Below are 14448 nucleotides of genomic sequence, written 5' to 3' on the forward strand. Positions count from 1 at the left end.
ATGAACTAACCATACAAAGGTATTAAATAACTACACCAAACAAAAAAATAAACTTATTTTTGTTCGTAAAGCGATTGTTCTGTGAGAATAACTTTTTTAGGCACCGGTACCTCCCAAGGTATACCTATTATTGGTAGTACCCATCCTGTTTGTTTGAGTGAAGACCCTAAAGATCGTCGGCTTAGGGTATCAGTATTAATCGAATGGGACGATTATAAGTACGTCATAGATTGCGGTCCCGATTTCAGAGAACAAATGCTGAGAGAAAATTGCTCAAAAATTGATGGTATCATTTTTACTCACGAACATTCCGATCACGTTGCGGGTTTAGATGATATCAGACCTTTGTGCTATAGGAATGGTAGCATGCCTATTTACGCCCAGCAAAGGGTAGTGGACTCTTTAAAAAGAAGGTTCGATTATATCTTTGATGCGCATAATAAGTACCCCGGTGCACCTGAAATTATTGTGAACGTCATAAAAAATAAGCCATTTGCCTTGCCTGAAATGAAGGTCATTCCCATTCGCGCAAACCATTATTTTGTCGACGTATTTGGTTATCGATTTGGGGATTTTATATATTTGACCGATGTTAAATCTGTCCCGGCGGAGGAAATGCATAAGTTTAAAAACACAAAGGTTCTAGTGGTTAATGCCCTGAGAATTACCCCTCATTTATCGCATTTTAATCTGGAGGAAGCCTTAAATTTTATAGAAGAAGTCAACCCTGAAAGGGCATATTTAACGCATATTAGCCATCTTCTGGGTTTTCATAATGAGGTGGAAAAAATGTTGCCGAAACATGTATATTTAGCTTATGATGGCCTTAAGATAACCGTTTAAACAATCCATTTATGAAACAGAGACTATTTATGTATTTATTCGTTTTCACTTTACTTTTAGTAGTGTTTCAGTATGTAAATTCGAAACGGATATTTGAGGATTTAAATACGAAACTGGAAAAACATAAAGCGCTTAACATTACCTATAAGGACTCGATTGCCGACCTGCAGAACGTGTTGGCCAATCGATCTCACTTTGGTATAGAAGGCAATGAAGATGCTTTGACCTATTTTGAAAACGATGGTCATAATGTCACCGAACTCATCCCTTACATTAAAGATGAACTGTACAGGCTTAATGAAACAGATGGCGAACATCCACTGATACCTTACGCCTCATCAGGTGGTAGAAGAATGCTGATGAATACCGTTAAAATATTGAATCACAAATGGATTATCGCTGATTTTTCGGATGGCGATTATTGGGGTGAGGTTTTCTTAACCTATGAGGTGAGCACCGATGGTACGGTTGTGTTTAATCTGGCTGAATCGTTTCTGTATCCTTTCGATTAATCCATTGTAAAGGCTATTCCCTTTTGTTTTTTGGTTTCGCCAACATAGGCGTACTCAAAGGTATAAGAAGTGTCTGTTGTGGCTAAAATCTTTAAGTGAATATCCTTTCGCTCCGCCATATTTTTTGGATTGATGGTTTTAAAGACCACCTCGCAGTCGTTGATCCACCTCAAGCGTGAGGAGTCGATACGATTATTGTACGTTTCTATCTGAAGATCATCAAGGCGTTTAAATTCAGATCTATAAATACTGCCATCTATAACTACTTCACTGTAAAAGTGCCCTGTTCTGAACGCTTTGCAATTTCGTTCGACCTGATAACATCCCATAAAACAAAACACAGTGAAAAACAATAAGAGTCTCATGAGTTAACAATTTCAACAAAGGTACTAATCATTCGTGTAGTTTTTATAACTGCCATCATTATAAAATATTACGATACGCTCGATAGACTTTGGAGATTGCCTGAGTTTTTGATGTGGTGTTTCCTTTTCCGGAACTGTTGGTTCGGGAGATACTTCAGGAGCATCGGTAACGGAATCCTTCTTTTGGGGAAATTCTCCCTTTCCGTTCAATAGCCAATACAGACCTACCTCGGGGTAGTGGGAAATGATCTTAAGTACAAACTCTAAACTGGGTTTATTCCGTCCTGAAAGTATATGGGAAATACTAGACCGTTGTACGCCAATTTTTTCAGCAAATGAGGAGGCCGATTCACTGTAATAATCCATGACACGCTGCAACCTCTTGGCAAATGCCTCGCTGTTTATCATTGTAAACAATTTAAATCACACTATTAAAATACAAATGTAAACATTTTAAATTATATCAGTTTAATCGATGGATCGCAGGATTACAATAATAAATTGTTACTTTACTTATTGTATTATAAAATACTGATATTAAAGTTTTTATGCTATAAAATATAAAATCCCGCTGCCACTCTTAGGATGAGTCGTAACATCGCGTTTTTTTGTTTATGGTTGTAACCAGAAAAGGGTTGAAAAGTTGTTTACAATTGTAAATATCTAAATGTTTACATTTGTGGCTAACCTAAAAGTTAAATGGAATTAAATACAATTGCAGCTTTTTTTGAGTCGTATAAAGAACAGGGCTTATCTCATCGCTATGTTACCAATTCACACATATTTCCATTATTGAAAAGATTAGAAAAAGACCTTCAGGTGGAGACTATCGGTCAATCTGTACTTGGCGCTCCGATATATGCCCTGAAAATTGGAGATGGCAAAAAAAGAATATTGATGTGGTCTCAAATGCACGGTAACGAATCCACCACAACCAAGGCTCTCTTTGATGTATTGAATGCCTTATTGTCTGATAATGACCTCCTGTCTTCAATACGTTCTTCCTGTAGCCTATACATCATCCCCATATTAAATCCGGACGGTGCTGAAAGGTACACGAGGGTCAATGCCAATGACATCGATCTCAATAGGGATGCTCAGCTACTTACACAGCCTGAGAGTAAAGTGTTAAGAGATGTCTTCGACACCTTTAAGCCGGATTTTTGTTGTAACCTCCATGGTCAGCGTACCATTTTTAGCGCAGGAGCGTTCAACAAACCCGCTACCATCTCATTTTTGGCGCCTGCTCAGGATGCAGCATGCAGTGTTACACCGAACCGCAAGATGGCCATGGAGGTTATTGCTGCGATGAATAGAGTTTTGCAGCAGGTCATACCGGGGCAGATTGGCGTTTACGACGATGCATTTAATTTAAATTGCGTCGGAGACACGTTTCAAAGCGAACAGGTACCGACCATGCTTTTTGAAGCGGGTCATTTTCAGGGAGACTATGAACGTGAGAACACCCGGAAATATATGTTTATGGCACTTCTAAGCGCATTGCTATATATTTCGCAACATGATGTTACGGGCGATAATCACGAAGGCTATTTTGAAATTCCCGAAAACCAGAAGTTGTTCTTTGATATTATTATCAGGAATGCCAGAATAAAAGCCGATGGTGATCTGTTGGATATCGGGATCATGTATCAGGAAAAGTTGATCGATAATGAAGTTAGATTCATTCCGAAAATTGAAAAAATGGAAGGCTTATCTCGGTACTACGCCCACAAGGAATACGATGCCAATAAACATGTAGTCTTATCCGAAGACCACAAGACCTTACACCTGGGCGACGAAAACGTTTTCGTAATGATAAAAAATGAGAAAATCGCATTAAAATTAAAATAAATTGCAGTAATTATGCATAATTATTAATAAAAATATGTTAATTTTGGTTTTTATTTAACAATAATTGATATGGGGAAAATTAAATTAGACGAAATCGACCACCAGATTCTTGATATGCTTATCGATAATACGAGAATTCCATTTACGGATATTGCAAAAAAATTACTGATTTCTGCAGGAACTGTTCATGTAAGGGTGAAGAAAATGGAAGAGGCTGGTATTATTAGAGGTTCCTCGTTAACTTTAGATTACAAAAAGCTTGGATATTCATTTATCGCCTATGTTGGTGTTTTTTTAAATAACACCTCCCAAACCAAGTTTGTACTTGAACGCATTAATGAAATTCCATTTGTAACGGTTGCGCATATCACCACAGGTAAGTTCAACATCTTTTGCAAGATTAGGGCGCGTAGCACCGAACATGCCAAAGAGGTTATTTTTAGACTGGATGATATAGAAGGGGTATACAGAACCGAAACTATGATTTCTCTCGAAGAAAGTATTAACGATAAGAAGCGTCTAATGCATTCTATATTTAATGATATGTGATGCGCACTTTCTTTTAACAATAAACAGGCTCTTTTTTAAGAGCCTTTTTTATTCCTCTTCATCCTGTATGATAGGATTATCTGGATCTGGATCTACTACAACATGACCCATGTCGTCCACTTCGAAGTTGTCGTTATCAAAATTGGTCATCGTGTAATGTAATTTACTATGTACCTTCACCAGAAAGATGGTATCCTCAGTTCTAATCTCAACAGCTTCAATGGTTTGGTTATGATGATCATCAAAAGTAATGATATCATCATCTCCATATCCATCGGGAAATTTATCCGTTAAAGCTTTTAAAACCTCGGGTTTCAATTTTTTATAGTCCACAATGATTCGTTTCATAATGCCTCCTAAAAACCGCCGTTAATGTGAGTGCCTTTCTCAACAAAGGCCTGCCACCATAAAAATACGCATCTAAACAGCTATAGTTTAAAGTTACAAAAAATCATCATGAAATTCTAGGCAGCGTAATATTTAAAGGCCTCTAGGATGATCTCATCAGGGACAATACAGTCTATTTTCGGACTTCCAATGGCCTCCAGCAATACGAAGTTAATATTGCCATGAACATTTTTCTTGTCGTACTTGAGTAAGTCCATAATGGCCTTGTACTCATTTTCAGCAATAGGGATGTGACCATAGAATGATTTTAGGACGGATTTAATTTCATGGGTGTCTTTTTCGGGAAGTCCAGCTAATTGTGTGGAAATATAAGATGCCATTACAGTACCTATTGCAACAGCTTCTCCGTGTAGCAGTGAGGTCCTGTCTGCATTGCTCAAAAAATAGGATTCAATGGCGTGACCTAAGGTGTGGCCATAATTAAGTGTTTTTCTTAAGTTCTGTTCGTCAGGATCCTTGTCGACAACACACTTTTTAATCAATACCGATTCGTAAATCAAACCATCCAGATCCTCAATCGTTAAACGACTCAAATCACTCAATTTTTTCCAATAATTACTATCGCTTATCAAACCATGCTTGAACATTTCCGCCATTCCGGATTTCATCTGATGTTTCGGAAGCGTATTTAAATATGAGGTATCGATAATGATGATATCGGGTGAACTAATGACACCAATCTGATTTTTTAAATGTCCCAGATCAACACCGGTTTTACCACCAACGGAGGCATCTACCATTGCCAATAAGGTGGTTGGAATATTGATATATTTTATGCCCCGTTTAAATGTGCAGGCAACAAAACCTCCCAGATCCGTAATAACGCCTCCCCCTAAATTAATCAATAGACTTTTTCTGTCAGCATCTAACTCAGAAAGACTGTTCCAAACCCCAGAGCACGTTTCGATTGTTTTATGTATTTCACCAGCTTCAATTTCCAGGATTTCAATGCTGGTATTGGTATTCAAATGTGCGAGAAAGCTGGGTAAACAATGCACATGTGTATTATCGTCGACCAATATAAATATTTTAGAGAATTTCCCTTTTTCGATATAGTCATTAAGCGACGTATATCCCGCACTGTCGAAATATATAATAGAATTATTTGCTCGAATAGGATCCATAAAAAATGTTCTTTTTTAGAGGCAGTGAAATTAAGGAGATTTTGAATAAAATTATAAATAACTCACATATATTTGTATAAAATTTCACAATGATTACCGAACCCATTTTTGAAAATACTAAAATTGCTTTTGCGCTTAAAAGTGATGTGGAACTTGAACGTGCCTTTTTTCTGTTCAAAATGATATCCATTCAGCCACTGGTAAAAATTGGAACAGCTGCTACAAATTTGGCAATTAAGGCAAATTTACCTGTAGAAGGGTTAATTAGAGTTACTGTTTTTAACCATTTTTGTGGTGGTGTGAATGAAGAAGATTGTCTTCCTGTTATTGACAAGATGTATGAAAAGGGTGTTAGTTCCGTTTTGGATTATTCGGTAGAAGGTAAAGAAAATGAAGCCGAATTTGATTCAGCTTTAACGACAGTTCTTCGTATTATGGATTTTGCAAAGGAGCGAAAGGCCATGCCTATTGCCGTATTTAAACCAACGGGATTTGGCAGATTCAAATTGTTTGAAAAGTTAGGCAGGGGAGATGATTTGTCCAAAGAGGAACGTGAGGAGTGGCATCGGGTTGAATCGCGATTTGACACCGTTTGTAAGAAAGCTAAGGACAATGGACTGGCACTTTTAATCGATGCGGAGGAAAGCTGGATGCAAGATGCTGCCGATGAACTGGTTACTAAAATGATGCAAAAGTATAATACGGAAAAAGCAGTCGTTTTTAATACCTTACAACTCTACCGACATGACCGGCTGGATTATTTGAAAAAGCAACATGAACTAGCGCGTCAAAATGGATATTATTTGGGTTATAAAATTGTTCGAGGCGCCTATATGGAAAAGGAAAATGAACGGGCGGAAGAGTTCAAATACGAATCTCCGATTTGTAAGAATAAATTTGCTACCGACACGAATTTTGACCAGACAGCGCAATACATATTGGACCATTTGGAGGATATCTGTTTATTCGCCGGCACCCATAATGAGGATAGCACCTATTTGATTATGGAGCAGATGAAGATGAAAGGCATTCCAAATGACGATCCCAGGATATGGTTTGGACAATTGTATGGAATGAGTGATCATATTAGTTTTAATTTAGCAGATAAAGGGTATAACGTAGCAAAGTATGTTCCATTTGGTCCGGTTAAGGATGTGATGCCCTATTTAATCAGAAGGGCAGAAGAAAACACCTCGGTTGCGGGTCAGACGGGACGGGAATTAAGTTTATTGTCAAAGGAAAAGAAGCGCAGGAAGCTCGAAGAATAGGCTGATTTATTTTTTCAGAGATTCGATAACCACAATACTATCACAGTTTTTTAAGGTTACTGACCTGGACTGACCTTCCTGAATCGCCTCTACAACATAGTGCCCACAGGGTTCTTTTCTTGGACTGCTTTTAGAAAAATTTATATGACCATTCTGCAATACCTGCTGAACTATAGCAGAGTCGCCTAAACGTATTCCTTCACTGTACTTTATGTTTTTGGAATTTATATTTTTTAACACTCTCGCCTGAGGACCATAGCTGCAAGATGTTCTTTTGGCATTAAAGAAAAAGGCCAAAATGATCAGCCCAATTGAAAGTCCACCCAAATAGTATCCAATTCTTTGAATTAATCGCATTAAAGTAGTATTGAATTAATAAAGATCTGTTTCTTAAAAGATTAACAAATTAATATCACTGTATTTTAAATCAAACCACTCTGCAACGGGTTTGTTTGTTAAAATTCCGTGATAAAAGTACAATCCATTTTTTAAACCGCGATCAAAACGAAGGGAATTTTCAATTCCACCCTCCTCGGCGATCTTTAATAAATAAGGCGTGAAGATATTGCTTATGGAAACCGATGAAGTTCTGGGATATCGCGCAGGAATATTGGGAACACAATAGTGGATAACACCATGTTTAATAAAGGTTGGCTGTTTGTGGGAGGTGACTTCACTTGTTTCAAAACAACCGCCCATATCAATACTCACATCGATGATTACGGCCCTTTTTTTCATGGTTTCAACCATGGCTTCCGAAACCACCACAGGAGCTCTGTTTGTGCCGCGAAGCGCCCCGATAACCACGTCGCATCTTTTGAGTGCCTTCGTCAGGTTTTTGGGTTGCAATGTTGAGGTATGCAGGGGTTTACCAAGATGATTCTGTATGCGTCGGAGCTTGGTTATAGAATTGTCAAAAACTTTGACGTTTGCTCCAAGTCCCATACAACTCCGAGCGGCATACTGTCCAACTGTTCCAGCCCCAAGAATGACAACCTCAATGGGAGGAACCCCACTTATATTGCCAAACATTAAACCATTTCCGTCCTTGCGATCAGACAGTAATTCGGCTGCAATTAAGACGGAAGCCGTTCCGGCAATCTCGCTTAACGAGCGTACCGCAGGATAGGTGCCATCATCGTCCCGGATAAATTCAAAAGCTAAAGCCGTAATGCGCTTGGATGCCAAAGCCTCAAAATATTTCTTGTTTTGTGTTTTTAGCTGTAGGGCAGAAATTAAAATGGTTTGCGGATTGATAAGTTCAATTTGATCGAGGGTAGGAGGTTCTACCTTCAAGATCATCGGACATGAGAACACTTTTGCTTTGTCTTTTGTTATTTCCGCACCAGCCTCGCTGTAGTCTTTGTCACTAAAACTCGCATTATCACCCGCACCGGATTCCAAAAGCACTCTATGGCCATTACTCACTAGGGCCGACACCGCATCCGGGGTTAAACACACCCGACTTTCCTGATAAGCGGTTTCTTTAGGGATTCCGATAAACAACTCTCCCTTTCCTTTTAAAATTTCAAGTTTTTCTTCCTGGGGTAAAAGCTGCTGCTTTGTAAAGGGAGACAACGATTTTGACATATCCAATAAGGTTCAGAAAATGAAATTACAAATAAATTTTTAATGTCAAGCCGGAGGGTGTAAAGAATTTCACAATTCTCCCTTGCTCAAGGTCATATGTAAGAAATTAATTCTAGAGCACTTGTGGGAATTCCATAAAGGGAATTAAATTAATTATTTTATGTTTGTATATACAAAAGAGTTTATGCGCTTAAAGTTAATATTGGTCCTCTTCCTATTAGGTTTCTTTTTTGGCTTTTCACAAGAGTTCTACATAAAGGGCGATATTAAGGATGTAAACAATCAACCCATAGCCTTTGCCAATATTATTCTAAAAACACAGGATGGATCACAGCCTACTATAGGTACAACTAGCGATGACCTAGGGGCGTTCAGCTTTATGGACCTCAGCCCGGACAACTATACTATTGAAATAAGTTTTTTGGGATTTAAAACAAAACGTATCGAATTGGATATCCAATCCAGTGTTACCTTAGAACCTATAATACTAATAGAGGATGCGCAACAATTGGAAGGTGTTACGGTTATCGCTAAAAGACCAACGATTAAGAGGTTAGTGGACCGTTTGGTTTTTAATGTGGAAAATTCAACCCTTTCAAATAACAACGTCCTGGATGTATTAAAAAACACACCTGGTGTTTTTGTTAATGACGGTAAAATTACGGTAAAACAATCTATACCAACGATATATATAAATGATCGCAGGGTGTATCTGTCCATTGAAGAAATACAGCAACTCTTGGAGGGTACAACAGCTACCAATTTGAAATCCGTAGAAGTGATAACCAATCCGCCGGCCAAATATGAGGCGGAAGGAGGGGCGGTCATAAATATTGTGATGCGAAAAAATCTTATCACCGGATATAATGGAAGTGTTTTCGGCAATTACAAGCAGGGGAGTGAGTTTCCTAAATATGCATATGGAACAAGCCATTATTTTAAGACCAAAAAAATAAGTACCTACTTAAATTTTAGTGATAGCCCGAAAAGAGAGTTTAGAAACAATAAAGAAAACATTAATTTTTTTGCGAGTGACGAGACCTTAGCCACAAGTTGGCAGACGGATTACAGAAGAACACGAAGAACATCAAATAAAAATATTAATGCAAACATCGATTACGACATCGATGACCGTAATAGTTTGGGATTGGCCACAACAATGTTAATTGCCCCCAGGAAGAGCACAAAAACATTTGTGAATTCGGATACAGAAGTATTTGATCGGGATATGGTTCTGGATTCAACATTCATAACAGATAACAGGTTGGTCGATGAAACCTTTAATTTAGCATTTACACTAGATTATGTCCATAAGTTAAAAAAGGAAGGTGAGAAGTTATCGGTCAGTGCACATCATACCAATTATGATTTCTCAAGTTTTCAAAATGTCGATACCGATTATGTGTTTCCCGATAACACTTTAATACGAAATAACAGGTTTCAGACCTTTTCAAGCCAGGTCATAAAATTGAATACAGGGCAGATTGATTACGTATTGCCGGGTTCTTCCTGGCAATTTGAAACGGGTGCCAAGGTGTCCGGTATCAACTCCGAAAGTATTCTTACGCAATATATATTTGATAATGGTGAGCGGGCGATCGACGCGGACAATTCCGATACCTTTTTATATGATGAAACCAACTATGCCGCATATATGAGCTACAGTAAAGATTGGGAAGCCTGGAGTTTGAAAACCGGACTCAGGGCAGAATATACAACCATAAATGGGAATTCTGTTGCTACTGGTCAGAATAATGATACGGATTATTTAAAGCTGTTTCCATCCTTGTATCTATTAAATAAAATCGATGAGAACCATCAGATCTATTTAAATTATAACAAGCGCATCTATCGTCCCAGATACAGTCAGTTAAATCCCTTTAAATACTTTTTGAATGATAATGCCTATGTAACAGGGGACCCTAACTTAAAACCCCAGATAGACGATGTCTTTACCTTAGGCTATACCTTTAAAAATGCCTATACTTTTGAACTTTATTATCGCTATGAAAATGATCCAACTTTAGAAATTGTGTTCCAGGATAATGATGAAAATATATTAAAATATAGCGGGACTAATATTGACAGGAGTATTTCTTATGGTTTGGATTTCACCACATTTTCACAATTAACGGACAGATGGAGTTTTTACGTACTGTCGTCTTTGTTTTTTTATGAAAATCAGTTTTACGCATTAGAAAGCGGGAATCAACTATTTACAAACGAAAAATGGACCTTTTATGGCAATGTGGTTAACTACTTTTCTTTGTTGAAGGACAGGAGTTTGAATTTGGAGCTTTCCTATTTATACATTTCTCAAATATATGACGGGCCAAAGGAATTATCTGCTGTTTCAGGATTAAACTTCAATTTGAGAAAATCACTATGGAATAACCGGGCGTCTTTTAATATTGGTGTTCAAGATGTTTTTAATGGTCAGTTTGTAACATCGACGACACAATATTTAAATCAGGATATGATCTACAGGTCGCGTAAAGAAAACAGGTTGTTTACTTTTGGTTTCAATTACAAGTTTGGAAATTATAAGTTAAAGTCCTCTAAAAGGGTTATTGATTTAGAGGAAAGAGAACGGTTGGATTAATTCAGATATTCAAAAAAAGAAAATAAAAAAACCCGAAATAAAAAGTATTTCGGGAATGAACTTTTAAAAGTTAAACTATCATTTAAGCGATCATCTGTCTTGTAACTCTCGCCTTTTCGATTTTAGCAGCAATCATCTGTTTTGTGACCCTTGCCTTTTCAATTTTCGAGGCGATCATTTGTTTTGTGATCCTTGCCTTTTCAATTTTAGCTTCATCTTTAGATTGTGCCATAAACAGGACACCACCTAAAATTGCCGCTACAATTAAATACTTTTTAGTTTTCATAATAATAGGGATTAATTAATTAATTAACCCAAATGTAACGACAAAGCATGCTTAGGATTTTGCTTAAATGTTAAAATAATGTTAAAAACAAAGAATTTGAAAAATACTGCTGTGGTTTTACCGTAAAATGCGATTTATTGCAAGGAAACTAAGTATCCAAAAGCCAAATTATATTAAAATTTAAGTACTTAATTTATTAAATTCCACAGTGTTTTTATCAACTACTTGGCAAGCCACTCTTGCTGAGAAAACGGGATTCCTTAGCGCCGATTCGGTGGCGATGGTTATGCGTCTAAAAATATTGTGAAATCTTATCCCAGAAGTTTTTAGGAGAAATTTTGAATTCTTCCTCGAGTTCCTCCATAGATTTATTGGCTTCGTTTATTTTGTTGAAGATTCGTGCCCTTATCAAATATATCGAAGGAATTATGATTGCCATTATTGGGATTAAATAAATGAGCTGATTAGCATCAACAAAAGCGGCATCCTTATTAATGACATCGAAGGTTTGATAGGCGTACATTGAAATTGGAACTAACAAGGTATGATACCACCAGTGCTTGCAAGTGAAAAACCAAAGAAACAAAATGTAAAGCGGAATCAATTTACCGGCCAAGAACCACATGGCAACATAGGCGCTTTCATAATGATTCGCACTGTATTCAAATAAAAGGGTTTTCCAAACCTTAGAATCAGGAACACTTTCGTACAAATAGAACAAATATGGGGTAATGGCCACTAGAGTTGCAATTAAACTCCCTAGAATTAAATTCTTTCTACTGGTTCCCGGTTTTATTAATTTTCGATAATTTTCTTTCATCTTAGTTCTGGTGATTCTGAGGCTTGATTGATGTTCAATAAAATGTTACATTTTTAAGTGTAATTAAGTTCTATGGATCTCGAATTATTCACATTGTTCTTAATAATTATTTCATTATAGTTTTCACTTAGCATATCCTTTAACAACTGAGGCCATTCGACTAAAATCCAATTGCCTGTATTGAAATAATCTTCAATTCCGAAATTATAGGCCTCTTCCAGGTCTTTGATTCTGTATAAATCAAAATGGTAAATGGTCCCATGTTTTGATTCATACTCGTTAACGATCGAAAACGTAGGGCTGCTCACTTCATCTTCACTCCCCAGAGCTTTAACTAAGGATTTAATCACCGTAGTTTTACCGGCACCCATAGCTCCGTGAAAAAGCAAAATTTTCGAATTTACGTGCGCTTTCAGCCATTTTCCGACATCATCCACCTCACTGAGGTCAAAACTAATTTTCAATTTTATTCGAAATTTATATGCAATATTAGTAATTAAATTTAGAAAAACCTAGAAAAATGTGTATTTCATCGGTTAAATATGCATTTCATGGAGTTATTTAGGATTGAAAACAATGAAGGGAATAATCATTTCTTCTAATGAAATACCACCATGCTGATAGGTATTTCTGTAATAACTCACATAATGGTTATAATTATTAGGATAGGCAAAAAACAGATCCCCTTTGGCAAAAATGTAAGAACTGCTCATGTTTATGGAAGGTAAATGAATCGCTCCGGGATCTTTGGCAACAAAGACGTCTTTTGACTCATAGGTTAAGCTTCTTCCGGTTTTATAGCGTAAGTTTAAACTTGTGTCCTTATCTCCAATAACTTTCGACGGGTTTTTCACATTAATCGTTCCGTGATCTGTTGTCAACAGTAATTTAAAACCCATTTGCTGCGATTTCTGAATGATTTCCAATAATGGGGAGTTCTTAAACCAGCTCAGTGTCAGAGAGCGATAGGCCTTATCATTTGACGCCAATTCCTTCAGGACTTCCATTTCTGTTTTGGCATGTGAGAGCATATCTACAAAATTGTAAACTACAACGGTTAAATCGTTATTTTTAAGTGTCTTAAAATTATCAACTAAGCGCTTACCCGATTTTAAATTTGTTATTTTATGATATTCGTAATTTAAATGGGAAAGGCCAAGTCGCTTCATCTGGGCATCCAAAAACTCTGCTTCATACAAATTCTTACCACCTTCGTCCGTATCGTTTCTCCAAAATTGAGGAAATAATTTTTCCATTTCGCTAGGCATTAATCCTGAAAAAATGGCATTGCGGGCATATTGTGTGGCTGTCGGTAAAATACTGTAAAAAGCCAATTCCTTATCTTTTTTGTAATGGTTACTTATAACCGATTCAAAAGATTTCCATTGATCGTAACGCAAGTTGTCGATAACTATCAATAAGGTCGGTTGCTCCCTGTTAATCTCTGGAACCACATGATCTTTAAATAGTGTGTGAGACATGGTCGGGGAATCACTATTTGGCCGGAACCAACTGGCATAGTTTTTATCGATAAACTTTCCAAATTGAATATTGGCCTCCGTTTTCTGAGACTCAAGAATCTCGAACATCCCGGCATCCTCGATATCTTCTAATTGCATTTCCCAATAAATGAGTTTTTGATAAAGGTTAACCCATTCTTCATAGGAGTTGACCATGGACAATTCCATAGCTATTTTTCGAAATTCCTGCTGATAATTGGATGTTGTCTTTTCGGAAACCAATCTCGAGTGGTCCAGGTTCTTTTTTAAGCTCAGTAAGATTTGGTTTGGGTTAACCGGTTTAATTAAATAATCTGCTATTTTATTACCAATAGCCTCTTCCATGATATACTCTTCTTCACTCTTCGTTATCATAACCACGGGAAGACTGTCCTGTTTTTCCTTTATTTCGTTTAAGGTCTCAAGTCCCGTAAGCCCTGGCATGTTCTCATCCAGGAATACGATATCAAAATTTTGTTGATCGATAGTCTCAATGGCTTCGGTTCCGCTGCTGCAGGTGATGACCTCGTAATTTTTTTTCTCAAGAAATAAAATATGGGGCTTTAATAAATCTATTTCATCATCAACCCAAAGTATTTTTATCATATTAATGCAATCTGTTATTAAATGTGTTCAATCGTCGTCCTTAAAATGGGCAAGGGTTTTATTTTTCAAATGTTCAATATGAGCGTCTTATCGTTTATATTTGTAAGGAGTTACTAAAAACGACC

16 protein-coding genes are annotated in these 14448 nt (G+C 37.1%); 6 read left to right on the plus strand and 10 right to left on the minus strand.

All coding sequences use genetic code 11. From position 1 onward, the window contains the following. Positions 1-81 precede the first annotated feature (81 nt). Positions 82-843: an MBL fold metallo-hydrolase gene (locus MR041_RS09585; protein WP_242093393.1), complete on the plus strand. Its 762-nt coding sequence runs from the start codon at positions 82-84 to the stop codon at positions 841-843. Positions 844-854: 11 nt separating this feature from the next. After that, positions 855-1355 (plus strand): hydrolase, encoded by a 501-nt coding sequence (locus MR041_RS09590; RefSeq protein WP_242093394.1) that lies wholly within the window; start codon positions 855-857, stop codon positions 1353-1355. Here MR041_RS09590 and MR041_RS09595 read toward each other — a convergent pair. Both MR041_RS09595 and MR041_RS09600 read right to left on the minus strand, forming a co-directional pair. Next, the gene (locus MR041_RS09595; protein ID WP_242093395.1) at positions 1352-1720 is read right to left on the minus strand and encodes a DNA topoisomerase IV; all 369 of its coding nucleotides are present in this window, start codon (positions 1718-1720) and stop codon (positions 1352-1354) included. The two genes, MR041_RS09590 and MR041_RS09595, sit on opposite strands and share 4 nt — an antisense overlap. Positions 1721-1744: 24 nt before the next feature. Next, positions 1745-2128 carry a helix-turn-helix domain-containing protein gene (locus tag MR041_RS09600; RefSeq protein WP_242093396.1) on the minus strand — a complete coding sequence of 128 codons (384 nt, stop codon included), beginning with the start codon at positions 2126-2128 and terminating at the stop codon, positions 1745-1747. 291 nt (positions 2129-2419) lie between these two features. Between MR041_RS09600 and MR041_RS09605 the strand changes: the two genes are divergently transcribed. After that, on the plus strand, positions 2420-3571 hold the full coding sequence (locus MR041_RS09605) for a M14 family zinc carboxypeptidase (RefSeq protein WP_242093397.1): 1152 nt from the start codon (positions 2420-2422) through the stop codon (positions 3569-3571). 69 nt (positions 3572-3640) lie between these two features. Next, positions 3641-4120, plus strand: a complete 480-nt coding sequence (locus MR041_RS09610) for an Lrp/AsnC family transcriptional regulator (protein ID WP_242087142.1) — start codon at positions 3641-3643, stop codon at positions 4118-4120. Between the two features lie 48 nt (positions 4121-4168). On the opposite strand, the gene MR041_RS09615 is transcribed toward MR041_RS09610, so the two are convergent. Both MR041_RS09615 and aroB read right to left on the minus strand, forming a co-directional pair. Then, on the minus strand, positions 4169-4468 hold the full coding sequence (locus MR041_RS09615) for a hypothetical protein (protein ID WP_242093398.1): 300 nt from the start codon (positions 4466-4468) through the stop codon (positions 4169-4171). 116 nt (positions 4469-4584) lie between these two features. After that, entirely contained in the window at positions 4585-5652 is a 1068-nt protein-coding gene (gene aroB, locus MR041_RS09620) for a 3-dehydroquinate synthase (RefSeq protein WP_242093399.1), read from the minus strand. A gap of 89 nt (positions 5653-5741) precedes the next feature. Between aroB and MR041_RS09625 the strand changes: the two genes are divergently transcribed. Next, entirely contained in the window at positions 5742-6920 is a 1179-nt protein-coding gene (locus MR041_RS09625; RefSeq protein ID WP_242093400.1) for a proline dehydrogenase family protein, read from the plus strand. A gap of 6 nt (positions 6921-6926) precedes the next feature. Here the strand turns inward: MR041_RS09625 and MR041_RS09630 are convergent, their stop codons facing one another. Continuing rightward, a complete protein-coding gene (locus MR041_RS09630) occupies positions 6927-7277 on the minus strand; it encodes a hypothetical protein (RefSeq protein WP_242093401.1) in 351 nt (116 codons plus the stop codon). 33 nt (positions 7278-7310) lie between these two features. Continuing rightward, positions 7311-8510, minus strand: a complete 1200-nt coding sequence (locus MR041_RS09635; protein ID WP_242093402.1) for an alanine dehydrogenase — start codon at positions 8508-8510, stop codon at positions 7311-7313. Positions 8511-8670: 160 nt separating this feature from the next. Here MR041_RS09635 and MR041_RS09640 point away from each other — a divergent pair, with 160 nt between their 5' ends. Next, positions 8671-11112, plus strand: coding sequence for an outer membrane beta-barrel protein (locus tag MR041_RS09640; protein WP_242093403.1), 2442 nt, complete (start codon positions 8671-8673; stop codon positions 11110-11112). Between the two features lie 82 nt (positions 11113-11194). Here the strand turns inward: MR041_RS09640 and MR041_RS09645 are convergent, their stop codons facing one another. The 4 genes from MR041_RS09645 to porX form a co-directional block, all read right to left on the minus strand. Then, entirely contained in the window at positions 11195-11398 is a 204-nt protein-coding gene (locus MR041_RS09645; RefSeq protein ID WP_242093404.1) for a hypothetical protein, read from the minus strand. Between the two features lie 292 nt (positions 11399-11690). Further along, a complete protein-coding gene (locus tag MR041_RS09650; RefSeq protein WP_242093405.1) occupies positions 11691-12218 on the minus strand; it encodes a hypothetical protein in 528 nt (175 codons plus the stop codon). Positions 12219-12271: 53 nt separating this feature from the next. After that, positions 12272-12682: a tRNA (adenosine(37)-N6)-threonylcarbamoyltransferase complex ATPase subunit type 1 TsaE gene (tsaE, locus tag MR041_RS09655; protein ID WP_242093406.1), complete on the minus strand. Its 411-nt coding sequence runs from the start codon at positions 12680-12682 to the stop codon at positions 12272-12274. A 93-nt stretch (positions 12683-12775) separates the two neighbouring features. Then, a complete protein-coding gene (gene porX / locus MR041_RS09660; protein WP_242093460.1) occupies positions 12776-14329 on the minus strand; it encodes a T9SS response regulator signal transducer PorX in 1554 nt (517 codons plus the stop codon). Positions 14330-14448: the final 119 nt, after the last annotated feature.

It is taken from the genome of Aestuariivivens sediminicola (assembly GCF_022662015.1).
Taxonomy (GTDB): domain Bacteria; phylum Bacteroidota; class Bacteroidia; order Flavobacteriales; family Flavobacteriaceae; genus Aestuariivivens; species Aestuariivivens sediminicola.